Below are 13901 nucleotides of genomic sequence, written 5' to 3' on the forward strand. Positions count from 1 at the left end.
CCGATGCTGCGGCGCCTCGCGCTCCTCGCAACGGTGGCGGCGCTGTTCCTTGCAGCGCCGCTGGCCGCACAGCAGACCTCGGACCTCGTCTCGGACACGGCCTTCCGGGTCTGCGCCGATCCGGCCAACCGGCCGATGTCGGCCGAGGACGGATCGGGCTTCGAGAACCGCATCGCGGAGCTTCTTGCCGCCGACCTCGGCCTGCCGCTCGAATACACCTGGTATCCGATGGCCACGGGATTCATCCGCCGGACTCTCGCCGAGAACCGCTGCGACGTGGTGATCGGCTACGCCCAGGGCGACGAACTGGTGCTGAACACCAACCACTACTACACCTCGGCCTACGTGCTGATCGTCAAGGCGGACGGGCCCCTCGCCGGGGTGACGGCCCTCTCCGACCCCGCTCTGAAGGGCAAGCGGGTGGGTGTCGTCGCCGGTTCCGCCCCCGCCACCCACCTCGTCCGCAACGGGCTCATGGCGCTCGCGAAAGGCTACGACCTCTTCGCTGACCGCCGCTATCAGGACCCCTCGGGCGACATGCTCGCCGATCTGGAGGCGGGCGAGATCGACGCGGCGATCCTCTGGGGACCGATCGGCGGGCCCCTCGTCAAGCAGTCCCATCCGGGCCTGAAGGTGACGCCGCTCCTCTCCGAACCCGGCCAGCCGCGGATGTTCTACCGGATCACCATGGGCGTGCGGCAGGGCGAGAAATCCTGGTCGCGCAAGCTCAACTCGCTCATCCGCCGCGACCAGGCGAAGATCGACGCCATTCTTGCCGAAGCCGGCGTGCCGATCCTCGACGACATGGGGACGGCGGCGAAGGCCGTGTCGCCATGAGACACGCGCTTGCGCTGGCCTTCGCCCTCCTGCCCCTCGCCGCCCTTGCCGAGGTCGCCGAGCCGGAGGGATTCCGCGAGGACGACTACCGCGCGCCGGTGCCTGCGACGCTGGCCGGCGCGACCGTGGTGGACGCCGAGGCCGCCCACGCGCTCTGGCAGGCGGGCGAGGTCGCCTTCGTCGATGTCCTGCCCCGCGCGCCGAAGCCCGAGGGGTTGCCCGAGGGCACGATCTGGCGCGAAAAGCCGCGCCATTCCATCCCCGGCGCGATCTGGCTGCCGAACGTGGGCTACGGCCGCCTCGCCGAGGTCACCGAAACGTGGTTCCGCGCCGGCCTCCAGAAGGCCACGGGCGGCGATCCCGCGCACCCGGTCCTCTTCTTCTGCCGCGCCGATTGCTGGATGAGCTGGAACGCCGCGAAGCGGGCCCTCGGCTACGGCTACGTCAATGTCTACTGGTTCCCCGAGGGCACCGACGGCTGGACACTCATGGACTACCCGACCAAGGACCTGACCCCGGAGCCGGGCGGTCAGTAGTCCGCGAGCCGCTTCGAGGCATGGGCGACGGTGCCGTCGGTGTCGGTCATCGTCACGTCGATGCCCCGAGTATCGGCCGGAATGGACAGCGTCATCTCCGGATTTTCGGACAGCGAGATGGAGCCCGTGATCTCGGCATAGGGCTTGCCGTCGAGGTCGATCCGCACATCCTCAACATGGCGCATCGGGATGAAGAGGAGCGTGATCTGATCCATCTGCATTCCGGAATGGCTGGGGTGCGAAAGCCCGAGCGTCAGGTCCATCTGCGCGCCCGAAAGCGCCCCGAGCGGGTCGGCGGCCGTGGCTGCGCCGATGCCGATGGTCATCTCGCCGAGGGTGGCGAGGGCCGCCTCCGGGTCCGTCCCCGGCGGCGCGGCGCAGGCGCCCTGGCCGGAAGTCTTCACGAACCCCTCGGCCATGAATAGCTGCCCGTCTGCCGTCTCGGCGATCACGTGTACCGGCGTCGGTCCGTTGATCCGCAGCGTCGTCTCGAAGCGGAAGCGTGGCAGCGGTTCGACCAGCCGAAGGATGGCCGAGACCGGCATCGGGTTTTCGTCGAGGACGAGCGTCACCGCGCCGATCCTGAGCCCGGGCGGCGCGACGAGCGCGACGCCGACAACCGTGCGCGCGTCGTCGGCGGTGCGGTAGGGCGCGTCGAGCGCGATGACGCCCCCGGCCGGGTCAAGCGCGCGCACGCCGTAAAGCTGCGCCCGAATGTCCGGCCAGCCCCCCTCCTCCGCCCCGGCAGCGGTCGCGATGGCCAGAAGAGTCGCCGTCAGCAAGTGGCGCATGTCGGTCGTCCCCTGGCGACGAACTCCCCGAAGGCGCGAGGCCCGTCGCCTGTCGCGATCTCCGCCGTGACCTTCAGCGAGGCTGCGTCGATCACGCTCAGTGTGTTGGAGAACCAGTTGGCGACATAGACGCGGGCACCGTCGGGCGAGGTGTCTATCCCCTCGGGGTACTCGCCGACCTCGACGGTTGCCAAGGGCGCGAGTGTCGCCGCGTCGAAGACCGTCACCGTGTCGGCATACTGGTCGGTCACGAAGCCCCGCCCGGCGGCAAAGGCGATGCCATAGGGCCGCGCGCCCGTCGGCACCTTGCCGAGTACTTGACCCGTGACGGGATCGGCAGCCGTGACGGTGTTCGACCCGACATCGGCCGAAAAGACCCGGCCGTCGGGCGAGAAGGCCAGCCCGAAGGGCCGCGTGCCGACGGCGATCCGATGGAGCGGCGCCAGTGTTCCGGCGTCGAAGACCGTGAGAGCATCGGCGTCCCGGTCCGCGGTGACGAGGAACCTTCCGTCCGGTGACAGGGCCAGTCCGGCCGGGGCCGCCCCCGTCGCCAGCGTCCCGGTCACCGCGAGCCTGCCGGCGTCGATCACCCAGACGCGGGCATTGAACCAGTCCGAGACGAAGAGCCGCCCGCCAGTTTCGTCCACCGCGACCCCGATCGGCCCGCCGTCGAGCGTGAGCCGCCCGGTCAGCGCGTGGTCGGAAAGCGCAAGGCGACTGACCGTCTTGGTCTCGGGGCTGACGACGAAGACCGCGCCCAGCGCCTCGGCCACCGCAAGGCCGGCAGGCTGGCCCGGAACGGGGACCCGCGCGACCTCCCGCCCCTGGCCGAGGTCGATCACCGACAGGTCCGAGGAGGACTGGTTGGTGACATAGGCTGTCTCCGCGCGCCCGGGCAGGGCGGCGAGTGCCAGCGCCAGGAGCGCGCTACTGGCCGAAACGCTGGACCAGCGCATCGAGCCCGGCCTGATAGACGCCGGTGACGGCGGCGAGGGCGGCTTCGTCGTTCAGTTCCGGCGGCGGATCATTGTTCGGATAGCCCCGATAGAACGCCCCCCGCCATTCGATATGGCTGCCCCCCGCGGCATTCGGCGTGACGGTGAGATGGCTCGAATAGTTGGTGACCGGCAGCACCTCCACCTTCACCTCGGTGATCATGTAGGAGTAGCTCATCTTCTCGGCGCTGTATTTCGTGAGTTGTTCGGTGATCGTGGGCCCGCCCTCCTGGCCGAGGGTGAGGACGCGGATCGAGTCGATGTCGTTGCCGCCCTCGCCCGTCGTCGAGAAGACAGCCGGATGCCAGCTCATGTCGTGGAAATTGCCGATGACCGCCCAGACATCGGCTGGTGCGGCGGCGACATCCACCGCCAGTGTCAGCTTCTGACGGGTCGGCCCGTGGGCCTGGGCGAGGCCCGGCAGCAGCAGAAGGACAAGCACGAAGAAGGGGCGCAGCAGGTTCATGGCAGACCTCATGCCTTGAAGAAGTTGTAACGCAGGATGTAGCGCATGGCCCTCAGCCAGGTTTCGTCGGTGTTCGAGCGGAAATCGACGCTGAGGCCGCGCAGCATCATGCCCGAAGGCACCTCGCGCAGGACGAGATTCATCGACAGGATCAGGTTGGAGACCTTCTGCACCTCTCCCACGACGACATAGTCGGCGCCGAGCTTTTCGGCGAGCCGCAGTTCGCAGCCCGCGCAATCGGCGGGGTTCACCACCTGTGCAAGGTCGGGCGCCACGGGGTCGGTCGGCAGAAGGGCAAACCCCTCCTCGCGGAACCGCGTCCGCACGGCCTCCTCCACAAGACGCAGCCGCGCCGTCTGGTCGTCGCGCACCCCATCATAGGCGCCCTCGGTCGAGGTATCGACAAAGCCCATCCCGAGGAAGGCAACCCGCGCGCCGGGGTCGAGCGGGTCACCGTAGCCGGCCGCAGCGGCCGCGGCCGGCGCCAGAAGGAACCACGCAAGGGCGACCCATTGTGTCATGGCGTTGAAGTCTAGCGCCGCCCCCCCGCCCGGCAATGCAACCATAAGTATCGGTTTCCCCGCCCCGCCCCGCAGCGCATCCTAGGAGCCGGATTCGTGGAAAATTGGGAGGTTGCCGCGAATGTCTGCCGCTTGGCCGATCCTCGGCGCCGCGCTCGCGCTCGGCATCGCCGCGGCGCCTGCGGCCGGGGAGGAGGTGAAGGCCGCCGTGCTCAGGATCGACAGCCCGCGCGACCTGCCGATCTCGCGCCTCGACCTGCCGCCGGACGACCTCGGCTTCGCGGGCGCGGCGCTCGCCGCCGAGGACAACCAGACCACGGGGCGCTTTCTCGGCATGGAATTCGCGCTCGAAACCCGCGCCGCCCCGCCGGAGGATGCGGCGGAGGCACTCGACACGCTCAAGGCCGAGGGCATTCACATCGTCGTCGTCCTGGCCGACGCGGACGGAACGCTCGCGCTCGCCGACCGCGCCGGGCCGGAGATGCTGATCCTGAACGCGGGCGCCCGCGACGAGCGCCTGCGCGAGGAGGATTGCCGCGCCAACATGCTTCATGTCGCGCCGAGCCGGTCTATGATGACGGATGCCGTGGTGCAGTTCCTTGTCTGGAAGAAGTGGACGCGCCTCTTCCTGATACGGGGCTCGCACCCCTCGGACGAGGCGCTTGCCGACGCCTACCGCGCCTCGGCGGCCAAGTTCGGTGCCAAGATCGCCGAGGAGCGCGTCTTCGAGGACACCGGGGGCGCCCGGCGCACCGACACGGGCCATGTGCTCGTCCAGAAGCAGATCCCTGTCTTCACCCAGGGCGCCGAAGAGCACGACGTGGTGCTCGCCGCGGACGAGCAGGACGTGTTCGCGGCCTACCTACCCTTCCACCTCTGGGAGCCGCGCCCCGTTGCGGGCTCTGCCGGGCTCATCCCGGTTACCTGGATGCCCGCGCTGGAAGCCTGGGGCGCGACGCAGTTCCAGCGCCGGTTCGAGCGGCTGACCGGCCGGCCGATGCGCGAGGAGGATTACCAGACGTGGCTCGCGCTGCGGGTGATCGGCGAGGCGGCGACAAGGACGGGCAGCGCGGAGCCCTCCGCGATCCGCGACTATGCCCTCTCGGACGCCTTCGAACTGGCCGCCTTCAAGGGCCAGAAGGTCACGTTCCGCCCGTGGAACGGCCAGCTTCGCCAGCCGGTGATCCTGACCGACCGGCACGTGATGGTCTCGGTCTCGCCGCAGGACGGGTTCCTGCACCAGGTCTCGCCGCTCGACACGCTCGGTCGCGACCGCCCGGAAACCGCCTGCACCGCCTTCGGAGGATGACGATGCTCCCCGCCCTTCTGCTGTCCGCCCTGCTGGCCGCGACGCCGGCGCTGGCCAACAAGGTCTTCGTCACCAACGAACGCGGCAATACGGTCACCGTGCTCGACAGCACGACCTGGGAGCGGATCGCCGATTTCCCGGCCGGCAACCGGCCGCGCGGGATCACGATGAGCCCCGACGGCAAGGAGCTTTATGTCTGCGCCTCGGACGACGACACGGTGCGCGTCTTCGACCCCGAGAGCTACGAGGAAATCCGCACCCTTCCCTCCGGGCCGGACCCGGAGCTTTTCGTCCTCCATCCTTCGGGCAATCCGCTCTACATCGCCAACGAGGACGACAACCTCGTGACCGTCGTCGATGTCGCCACCCGCGAGGTGCTGGCCGAGGTGCCCGTGGGGGTGGAGCCCGAGGGCATGGCCATCAGCCCCGACGCGAAGGTGATCATCAACACCTCCGAGACGACGAACATGGCGCATTTCATCGACGCCGCAAGCTACGAGATCACCCACAACGTGCTGGTGGACCAGCGTCCGCGCTATGCCGAGTTCACCCGCGACGGCACCAAGCTCTACGTCAGTTCGGAGATCGGCGGCACCGTCTCGGTGATCGACATGACGGCTGCCGAGCCTTCGGTGATGAAGAAGATCACCTTCGAGGTGCCGGGCGTCCTGCCCGAGTGGCTCCAGCCGGTGGGGGTGAAGATCACCGCAGACGATTCCCGCGTCTTCGTGGCGCTCGGTCCGGCGAACCGGGTCGCGGTGATCGACGGCAGGACGGACGAGGTGATCGATTACCTGCTCGTCGGGCAGCGCGTCTGGCAGATGGCCTTCACGCCCGACGAGGCTTTCCTGATCACGACGAACGGCAACTCCAACGACGTCAGCATCATAGACGTGAAGGCCGAGAAGGTGGTGAAGTCGGTGCAGGTGGGCGAGCAGCCCTGGGGCGTCGTCGTCGCGCCAAACTGAAGGGGAACGTGATGATGCGACATTTGCTGGCCGTCTTGACCGGTCTTGCCGCCGGGCCCGCCGCGGCGGCGCCCCTCTGCGACAATCTCGGCTTCGCCGGGCTTCTCGCAAGCTGCAACCGGGGCGAGCCCATCGCGCTTACCCTCGCTTCCGGCCAGCCGCTGGCGACTGGGCCGGTGAAGCTTCAGTCCGGCGCCTATTACGAGATCATCGTCACCGCCGACGGCTCGGCCGAGCTTGCGCTCGCGGGGCCGGAGTTCTTCCGCGCGATCTGGATGAACGAGATCGTCATCAACGACATCGAGGTGCGCCCGATGGCGGTGGACAGTCTCGAGTTCGACGACGCGGGCGAGGCGACCCTGAGCTTCATCGCGATCAAGCCCGGCAGCTACCGGCTGGCCATCCCGGGGACGACGTCCGAGAGCCAGAGCGTCACGATCACGATCGAATGAGCGGGCACGCTCGAATGACCGGGACGGTGTCGTCCCGCCCCGCCTGTGGGAGGTAGGAATGACAAACCTCAATCGACTCGCCGCCGCAGTAGCCGCCCTCGTCGCACTCGCCGGCGCGGTTTTCGCGCAGGACCTGCCGCAGCTTCGCGCGGCGCTTCTGAAGACCGGCACCGTCAACTGGGAAATCGCCACGATCAAGGCCAACGGATTCGACACGGCGAACGGGTTCGATCTTCTGGTGCAGGACTACGCCGACAATGCGGCGACCCGCATCGCGCTCGAAGGCGGCGAGGCCGACGTGGTGGTGGCCGACTGGATCTGGGTCGCAATGATGCGGGCGGAGGGCAAGGACTTCGTCTTCCTCCCGTATTCGCGCGCCGTGGGCAGTCTCGTGGTCAGGGACGACAGCGGCATCGCCTCGCTCTCCGACCTCAAGGGCAAGAAGATCGGAGTCGCGGGCGGCCCCCTGGACAAGAGCTGGCTGATCCTCCGGGCCTATGCCGAGAAGCAGCACGGTATGAACCTCGCGGCCGAGACCGAGCAGGTCTTCGGCGCGCCGCCCCTGATCTTCAAGGCCGGGCTCGACGGGGAAACCGCCGGCGCGGTGAACTTCTGGCACTTCCTCGCCAAGATGAAGGCCAAGGGGATGCACGACCTCGTGACGGTGACCGAGGCGGCGACGGCACTCGGGCTCGACCCGGATACGCCGCTTCTGGGTTATGTGCTGAAGGACGACTACGTGGCCGCCCACCCGGAGGTTGCGCAGGGACTCGCCCGCGCCTCGGCCGCCGCGAAGGAGAAGCTCAGGACCGACGATACCGCATGGGACGCGATACGGCCCATGATGAATGCCGAGGACGACGCCGAATTCGCGGCCCTCGTCGAGGGCTACCGCGCCGGCATTCCGTCCGGCGCCCCGGTGGACGAGGCGGCGGCCGACCGGTTCCTGCGGCTCATGGCCGAACTCGGCGGGGAGGAACTCGTGGGCAAGGCGACGACGCTGCCTGCGGGCGTGTTCCTGAAACTTGACTGACCGGGCGCCCTCTCCCGCGGCCGTCCGGGCGCTTTCGCTCGGGGCGCTCCTCGCCCTCTGGGTCATCGCGGCCACGCTGACGGCCGATCCGACCATCCTGCCGCAGCCCTGGTCGCTCGCCCGGCCGTTCGGGCGCGAGGTCGCCTCGGGCGCGCTGCCCTTGCACCTCGGCATGACGCTGACCCGCGTCGCCTGGGCCTTCGCCCTCGCCATGTCCATCGGCACGGCGCTCGGGCTTCTCATGGGACGCTATCCGGCCGTGGACCGCTGGCTCGACCCCTGGCTCGTCGTGTTCCTGAACCTGCCCGCACTCGTCCTCATCGTGCTCTGCTATCTCTGGATCGGGCTGAACGAAACGGCCGCCATCGCCGCCGTGACGCTGAACAAGATCCCGAACGTCGTCACCGTGATCCGCGAGGGGGCCCGCGCGCTCGACCCCGGCCTCGCCGCCATGGCGCAGGTCTTCCGGGTGCCGCCCCTCGCCCGGCTCCGTCACGTCACCCTGCCGCAGCTTGCCCCCTTCGTCACCGCCGCCGCGCGGTCCGGCATCGCGGTGATCTGGAAGATCGTGCTGGTGGTGGAGTTCCTCGGCCGGTCGAACGGCGTGGGCTTCATGATCCATCTCAACTTCCAGCAGTTCGACGTGGCGGGCGTCCTCGTCTACTCCCTGTCCTTCATCGTGGTGATGCTCCTGGTGGAATGGACCCTGCTCCAGCCCGCCGAACGGCGCATCCGCCGCTGGAGGGGCGCATGATCTCCGTGCGCATCGCCGCCAAGGTGTTCGGGGCCACGCCGGTCCTCGGCGACGTCGCCTTCGACGTTGCGCCAGGCGAGGTGGTGACGGTGCTTGGCCCCTCGGGCATCGGCAAGTCCACGCTCCTGCGCATCGTCGCGGGGATCGACCGCGACTTCGCCGGCGCCGTCACGCGACCCGAACGGCTCACCATGGTCTTCCAGGAACCGATGCTCCTGCCCTGGCGGACCGCGGCCGAGAACCTGACGCTCGTCCATCCCGGCCTTTCGCGCGCCGGCGCGATGGAAGCGCTGGCGCAGGTGGGGATCGCCGACAAGGCGGACCTCTTCCCCCGCCAGCTTTCGCTCGGCCAGCAGCGTCGCGTGGCGCTTGCCCGCGCCTTCGCCGGCGCGCCGCAGGCTCTCATCCTCGACGAGCCCTTCGCCTCGCTTGACCCTGCGACGGCGGACGAGATGCTGGCGCTCACCGAACGGCTCATCGCCGGGGCGCGGCCGGCGACGCTCTTCGTCACGCACGCGGAGGCCGAGGCGCGGCGCCTCGCGTCCCGCGTCTTGCGCCTCGCGGGCCGGCCTGCGACCATCGCCACGAACGGAGGGGGCGCATGACCGGGCTCGACGTCGAGGATGTCAGCTACAGCTACGGCACGAGGCGCGCGCTCGACGGGGTGAGCTTTTCGGCGGAAGCCGGCCGGTTCACGGCGCTTCTGGGGCCCAATGGCGCGGGCAAGTCGACGCTCTTTTCGCTGATGACCCGGCTTCTGGTGCCGCCCTCGGGGCGGATCGTCGTTGCGGGCCATGACCTCGCGCGTGCGCCGCGGCAGGCGCTGGCGCGGATCGGCGTCGTCTTCCAGCAGCCGACGCTCGACCTCGACCTCTCGGTGCGCCGCAGCCTGCGCTACTTCGCGGGCCTCCACGGGCTTTCGGGACGGCGGGCCGAGACGGCCATCGACGCCGCACTCGACCGGCTTGGCATGCGCGAGCGCTCGGGCGAGCAGGTCCGCGCCCTGAACGGCGGCCACCGGCGGCGGATGGAGATCGCCCGCGCGCTCATTCACGCGCCCGCCGTCCTCCTTCTCGACGAACCCACGGTGGGACTCGACGCCGCCAGCCGTCAGGCCATAACCGCCCATGTCCACGACCTCGCCGCAGGGGGCATGGCCGTTCTCTGGGCCACGCATCTGGTGGACGAGATCCGGCCCGAAGATCCCGTCGTCGTGCTCCACAGGGGCCGCGTCCTTGTCCGCGCGGACGCGGCCGAGATCGCCGGAACGCAGAGCCTCGGCGCGGCCTTCCTCGCGCTCACCGGCGGCGAGGAGGCGGCGGCATGACTGCCTGGTGGGTCGCCCTGCGCGCCGTCGTCATCCGCGAAGCCTTGCGCTTCCTGTCGCAGCGCGGCCGCTTCCTTGCCGCCCTGGTGCGCCCGCTCGTCTGGCTTCTGGTGTTCGCCGCCGGATTCCGCGCGGCCCTCGGCCTCTCCATCGTGCCGCCCTACCAGACCTACATCACCTACGAGGTCTACATCGTCCCCGGCCTCGTCGGGATGATCCAGCTCTTCAACGGGATGCAGTCCTCGCTGTCGCTGGTCTACGATCAGGAGATGGGCTCGATGCGGCTTCTCCTCACCTCGCCCCTGCCGCGCTGGTGGCTCCTCTTCGCGAAGCTTCTCGCCGGCACCCTCGTCTCGATCCTCCAGATCGCGGTCTTCCTCGCCCTCGCCTGGGGATTCGGGATCGAGATGGAGCCCCTCGGCTACCTTGCCGTGCTGCCCGTCCTCGTCCTTACCGGACTGATGCTCGGCGCGCTCGGCCTCTTCATCTCCTCGACGATCCGTCAACTCGAGAATTTCGCCGGCGTGATGAACTTCGTCATCTTCCCGATGTTCTTCCTTTCCACCGCGCTCTATCCCCTCTGGAAGATGGCCGAAAGCTCGCCGCTCCTGCGCGACATCTGCGCCTTCAATCCCTTCACCCACGCCGTCGAGGCAATCCGATTCGCGCTGTATCTCCAGTGGAACGGCCCCGCGCTTTTCTGGACCGCGCTGAGCTTCGCGGCCTTCCTTGCCGCCGCGCTCTGGGGCTATGATCCCGCACGGGGGCTGACGCGGCGCCGGGCCGGATAGGGCAGAGATGGACGAAACGATCGACGCGGCGGGCCTGCTCGAGGTTCTCCGCCGCAGGCCGCGCGAGAGCCGAACCATCGTCGCCATCGCCGGCGCCCCCGGCTCGGGCAAGTCGACGCTGGCCGAGGCACTGGTTGACGGGCTCAACGCGCGCGATCCGGGCCGCGCAGCCCTCCTGCCGATGGACGGATTCCACTTCGACGACCGCGTCCTCGACGCACTCGGCCGGCGGGCGCGGAAGGGCGCGCCCGACACGTTCGACGTCGGCGGGCTCGACCACGCGCTCGCGCGCCTCGGCGCCCGCGACGAGGCTTTCGTGGCGGTGCCCGTCTTCGACCGCGGCATCGAGATCGCCCGCGCCGGCGCGCGGCTGATCCCGGCCGAGACGCCGGTGATCGTGGCGGAGGGAAACTACCTGCTCCTCGCGGAGCCCCCCTGGAACGGCCTCGCCCGGCATTTCGACCTTACGGTGCGGCTCGACGTTCCCGAGGATGTGTTGCGCCAGAGGCTCTCCCGGCGCTGGCAGGGCTACGGGCTGTCGCCCGAGGACATCGCCCGCAAGCTGGAGGAGAACGACCTCCCCAACGGGCGGATTGTCGCTGCGCGTAGCCGGTCGGCGGATCTTGTCATCGCACCGGGCATATGGTTCGAGAAGTGAAAGTTCAGGACCATCATGCGCGCTATTCGGCGAGATAATGACGAAATCGATCAAGGTGCAGACGCCGACATGACCGTAACACTCTCCGGCTTCCTGCTGTGCCGCTCGCTCGAAGAAGCCGACCGGGTCGCGGCCCTGCTGCCCGAGCACGTCCGGCTGACGCGTGCCGAACCCGGATGCGTGAGGTTCGAGGTGTGGCGGTCCCATGCCGACCCCTGCCGCTTTGCGGTCAGCGAGGGCTTCCGCGACTGCGCCGCGTTCCTGGCGCATCAGGCCCGCGCGGCCACGACACTTTGGGGGCGGGCCACGAAGGGCATACCGCGCGACTACGTCATCCGCGAGGAGGGCGATCAGCCGCCATAGATGGCGCGGACATAGCCCTTGGTTTCGGCATAGGGCGGAATACCGCCATGTTTCTGCACGGCCTCCGGCCCGGCGTTGTAGGCGGCGAGCGCCAGTTTCCAGTCGCCGAACCGGTCGTACATCATCCTGAGATAGCGCGCCCCGCCGTTGAGATTGTCGTGCGGGTCGGTCGGATCGACCCCGAGACGGCTCGCCGTCCCCGGCATGAGCTGCGCGAGCCCGGTCGCCCCCTTGTGCGAGACCGCCTGCGGATTCCAGCCCGATTCCTGCTGGACGAGCCTGAGGAACAGATCCTCGGGGATACCGTGGCGCCGCGCCGCCTCGCGCGCGGCATCGAGGTAGAGACCGCGGTAGCGACCCGAATAGCGCGGCACGGATGCCGGCGTGGCGGCCGTCTTGCCGTGCGGCGTCAGCCGCACCGAGGTGTCGTACTGGACCGAGGCGCGGGTATCGAGCACCGCCGTCTGCTTGCGGAAGAGCGCGAGCCGCGAGGACGCCGAGGCCGGCGAGGATCGCGCCAGCGTCAACCCCTCGGCCATGGCTGCGCCGGAATCGAAACATGCCGCCAGACCGGCGGCGAGAAGCCAGGCCCTGGTGATCCGCATCTGTCCCCCGCGGTTTCGTTCGCGCGCCGGGACTATAGCCGATTTTGATCCCCGTTCCAGCCCCGCGACAGCGCGCCTCAGGCGCGTGCCGCGGCCCGGCCGTTGCGCGCGGCCGCCTCCTGCGGTCGCGGGACGGGTCCCGCCAGAAGGTCCTCGATCAGCAGGTTGACGAGTTGCGCGCGCCCCTGAACGCCGGCCTTGCGGTAGATCGCGTTCAGATGCGTCTTCACCGTGCCTTCGGCCGAGCCCCGCAGGCCCGCGACCTCGGCGATGGTGCAGCCCTTGATCGTGAAGCGCGCGACGTCTGCCTCCGAAGGCGTGAGGCCCCAGTCATCGAAATAGGCGTCCATGACGTCGTGGAGCGCACCGGAGGCCGCCGAGAGCGCCCTATCGGTCCGGGCCTGCCGGCGCAGCAGCCGGCGCAGATAGGCCGCCTCGAACGCGACGGCGGCAATCAGGCTGAGGTTGGCGGCAAGTTCCATGACAAGGTGCGGCCGCGCCCAGACGCCGTCAGACGCATCCAGAAAGTCGCCGAGTATGTCGAGCAGGAAGAAGGTTGCGCAGGCAGCCTGCACCAGCATCAGGGCCGCGACCGCGGCCTCCTTCGTCCGTTCCGGCCGTGCCACTCTCTCCACGCAGGGGCTCCATCGTTGCCGGCCGCGTTGTAGCGCAGCCGCACGCCGTCCGGAAGGACCGGTTAGGCGAATGTTAACCATGAGCGCTTTTCTTGGCCCGGCACGGATGCTCTAACGGGGCGAATGGAATCGGGACGAGGAGGTCCGCCATGGCGGGTTCGGTGAACAAGGTCATTCTGGTCGGAAATCTCGGCCGCGATCCGGAGGTGCGGTCGTTCCCCAACGGCGGCAAGGTCTGCAATCTCAGGATCGCCACCTCGGAGACCTGGCGCGACCGCAACACGGGCGAGCGGAAGGAGCGGACCGAATGGCACTCGGTCGCGATCTTCAACGAGAACCTCGCAAAGATCGCCGAACAGTACCTGAAGAAGGGTTCCAAGGTCTATATCGAGGGCCAGCTCGAAACCCGCAAATGGCAGGACCAGTCGGGCGCCGACCGCTACACGACCGAGGTCGTGCTGCGGCAGTTCCGCGGCGAGTTGACGCTGCTCGACGGGCGCGACGGCGGCGGCGCGGGCGGCGGCTATGACGACGACCGCTCCGGCGGCGGTTATGGCGGCGGCTCGGGGGGCTACGGCGGCGGCGCCGGCGGATCGGGCGGCCCGGGGGGTGGATCGGGGGGCGGGTCTGGGGGCGGGTCGGGCGGTGGCCGGCCGGACCTCGACGACGAGATCCCGTTCTGAGCCGAGACGCCGGGGCGCCGCACTGGTGCGCCGGCATCCGGCTGCCCGAAGGTGGGGTCAGCGCCCCGCCAGCGCGTCCCGCAAAAGCCCCAACACCACCTCGCCCGGCACGTCCGTCGCCACGAAGGCCTCGCCAATCGCGCGGGCGAGGATGAAGCGCAGGCGTCCGTCCATCAC

General features: G+C 69.3%; 19 protein-coding genes and 1 pseudogene. 13 read left to right on the forward strand and 7 right to left on the reverse strand.

The window, feature by feature from the left end; genetic code table 11:
• Positions 1-3 precede the first annotated feature (3 nt).
• On the forward strand, positions 4-837 hold the full coding sequence (locus ACMUOO_RS07350) for a substrate-binding domain-containing protein (protein ID WP_301918823.1): 834 nt from the start codon (positions 4-6) through the stop codon (positions 835-837).
• The gene (locus ACMUOO_RS07355) at positions 834-1373 is read left to right on the forward strand and encodes a PQQ-dependent catabolism-associated CXXCW motif protein (protein ID WP_301918822.1); all 540 of its coding nucleotides are present in this window, start codon (positions 834-836) and stop codon (positions 1371-1373) included. Before ACMUOO_RS07350 ends, ACMUOO_RS07355 begins: the two co-directional genes overlap by 4 nt.
• On the opposite strand, the gene ACMUOO_RS07360 is transcribed toward ACMUOO_RS07355, so the two are convergent.
• From ACMUOO_RS07360 to ACMUOO_RS07375, 4 genes are read right to left on the reverse strand one after another with little or no spacing between them, the layout of a single operon-like run.
• The gene (locus tag ACMUOO_RS07360) at positions 1367-2164 is read right to left on the reverse strand and encodes a quinoprotein dehydrogenase-associated SoxYZ-like carrier (protein ID WP_301918821.1); all 798 of its coding nucleotides are present in this window, start codon (positions 2162-2164) and stop codon (positions 1367-1369) included. The genes ACMUOO_RS07355 and ACMUOO_RS07360 overlap by 7 nt on opposite strands.
• Complete coding sequence (locus ACMUOO_RS07365; protein ID WP_301918820.1) at positions 2149-3120, reverse strand: beta-propeller fold lactonase family protein; 972 nt, start codon at positions 3118-3120, stop codon at positions 2149-2151. The genes ACMUOO_RS07360 and ACMUOO_RS07365 overlap by 16 nt, the downstream gene beginning before the upstream one ends.
• Positions 3092-3625 (reverse strand): SRPBCC family protein, encoded by a 534-nt coding sequence (locus tag ACMUOO_RS07370; RefSeq protein WP_301918819.1) that lies wholly within the window; start codon positions 3623-3625, stop codon positions 3092-3094. Before ACMUOO_RS07370 ends, ACMUOO_RS07365 begins: the two co-directional genes overlap by 29 nt.
• Positions 3626-3633: 8 nt before the next feature.
• A complete protein-coding gene (locus tag ACMUOO_RS07375; protein ID WP_301918818.1) occupies positions 3634-4146 on the reverse strand; it encodes a DUF3280 domain-containing protein in 513 nt (170 codons plus the stop codon).
• Between the two features lie 121 nt (positions 4147-4267).
• On the opposite strand from ACMUOO_RS07375, the gene ACMUOO_RS07380 reads away from it, so the two are divergent.
• The 10 genes from ACMUOO_RS07380 (at position 4268) to ACMUOO_RS07425 (ending at position 11801) form a co-directional block, all read left to right on the forward strand.
• The gene (locus ACMUOO_RS07380; RefSeq protein ID WP_301918817.1) at positions 4268-5455 is read left to right on the forward strand and encodes an ABC transporter substrate-binding protein; all 1188 of its coding nucleotides are present in this window, start codon (positions 4268-4270) and stop codon (positions 5453-5455) included.
• Complete coding sequence (locus ACMUOO_RS07385) at positions 5452-6423, forward strand: YVTN family beta-propeller repeat protein (protein ID WP_413854978.1); 972 nt, start codon at positions 5452-5454, stop codon at positions 6421-6423. The genes ACMUOO_RS07380 and ACMUOO_RS07385 overlap by 4 nt, the downstream gene beginning before the upstream one ends.
• Positions 6424-6434: 11 nt before the next feature.
• Positions 6435-6875: a hypothetical protein gene (locus ACMUOO_RS07390; RefSeq protein WP_301918815.1), complete on the forward strand. Its 441-nt coding sequence runs from the start codon at positions 6435-6437 to the stop codon at positions 6873-6875.
• A 58-nt stretch (positions 6876-6933) separates the two neighbouring features.
• Entirely contained in the window at positions 6934-7908 is a 975-nt protein-coding gene (locus tag ACMUOO_RS07395) for an ABC transporter substrate-binding protein (protein ID WP_301918814.1), read from the forward strand.
• Positions 7901-8662, forward strand: coding sequence for an ABC transporter permease (locus ACMUOO_RS07400; RefSeq protein WP_301918813.1), 762 nt, complete (start codon positions 7901-7903; stop codon positions 8660-8662). The genes ACMUOO_RS07395 and ACMUOO_RS07400 overlap by 8 nt, the downstream gene beginning before the upstream one ends.
• Complete coding sequence (locus ACMUOO_RS07405; RefSeq protein WP_301918812.1) at positions 8659-9267, forward strand: ABC transporter ATP-binding protein; 609 nt, start codon at positions 8659-8661, stop codon at positions 9265-9267. The genes ACMUOO_RS07400 and ACMUOO_RS07405 overlap by 4 nt, the downstream gene beginning before the upstream one ends.
• The gene (locus ACMUOO_RS07410) at positions 9264-9989 is read left to right on the forward strand and encodes an ABC transporter ATP-binding protein (protein WP_301918811.1); all 726 of its coding nucleotides are present in this window, start codon (positions 9264-9266) and stop codon (positions 9987-9989) included. Before ACMUOO_RS07405 ends, ACMUOO_RS07410 begins: the two co-directional genes overlap by 4 nt.
• Entirely contained in the window at positions 9986-10780 is a 795-nt protein-coding gene (locus ACMUOO_RS07415) for an ABC transporter permease (protein ID WP_301918810.1), read from the forward strand. The genes ACMUOO_RS07410 and ACMUOO_RS07415 overlap by 4 nt, the downstream gene beginning before the upstream one ends.
• 7 nt (positions 10781-10787) lie before the next feature.
• Positions 10788-11438, forward strand: a complete 651-nt coding sequence (locus tag ACMUOO_RS07420; RefSeq protein WP_301918809.1) for a nucleoside triphosphate hydrolase — start codon at positions 10788-10790, stop codon at positions 11436-11438.
• Positions 11439-11507: 69 nt separating this feature from the next.
• Positions 11508-11801 (forward strand): putative quinol monooxygenase, encoded by a 294-nt coding sequence (locus ACMUOO_RS07425; RefSeq protein ID WP_301918808.1) that lies wholly within the window; start codon positions 11508-11510, stop codon positions 11799-11801.
• Here the strand turns inward: ACMUOO_RS07425 and ACMUOO_RS07430 are convergent.
• Together ACMUOO_RS07430 and ACMUOO_RS07435 are read right to left on the reverse strand one after the other, a co-directional pair.
• A complete protein-coding gene (locus ACMUOO_RS07430) occupies positions 11789-12406 on the reverse strand; it encodes a lytic transglycosylase domain-containing protein (RefSeq protein ID WP_413854979.1) in 618 nt (205 codons plus the stop codon). The two genes, ACMUOO_RS07425 and ACMUOO_RS07430, sit on opposite strands and share 13 nt — an antisense overlap.
• Positions 12407-12483: 77 nt before the next feature.
• Positions 12484-13041, reverse strand: coding sequence for a helix-turn-helix transcriptional regulator (locus ACMUOO_RS07435; protein ID WP_301918807.1), 558 nt, complete (start codon positions 13039-13041; stop codon positions 12484-12486).
• A gap of 149 nt (positions 13042-13190) precedes the next feature.
• Here ACMUOO_RS07435 and ssb point away from each other — a divergent pair, with 149 nt between their 5' ends.
• A complete protein-coding gene (gene ssb, locus ACMUOO_RS07440; RefSeq protein WP_301918806.1) occupies positions 13191-13724 on the forward strand; it encodes a single-stranded DNA-binding protein in 534 nt (177 codons plus the stop codon).
• 57 nt (positions 13725-13781) lie between these two features.
• On the opposite strand, the pseudogene ACMUOO_RS07445 reads toward ssb, so the two are convergent.
• A pseudogene (locus ACMUOO_RS07445) lies at positions 13782-13901 on the reverse strand (3-dehydroquinate synthase); the annotation flags it as partial.

Origin of the sequence: Albidovulum sp., from assembly GCF_041919395.1 — a bacterium.
Classification (GTDB): Bacteria; Pseudomonadota; Alphaproteobacteria; order Rhodobacterales; family Rhodobacteraceae; genus Albidovulum.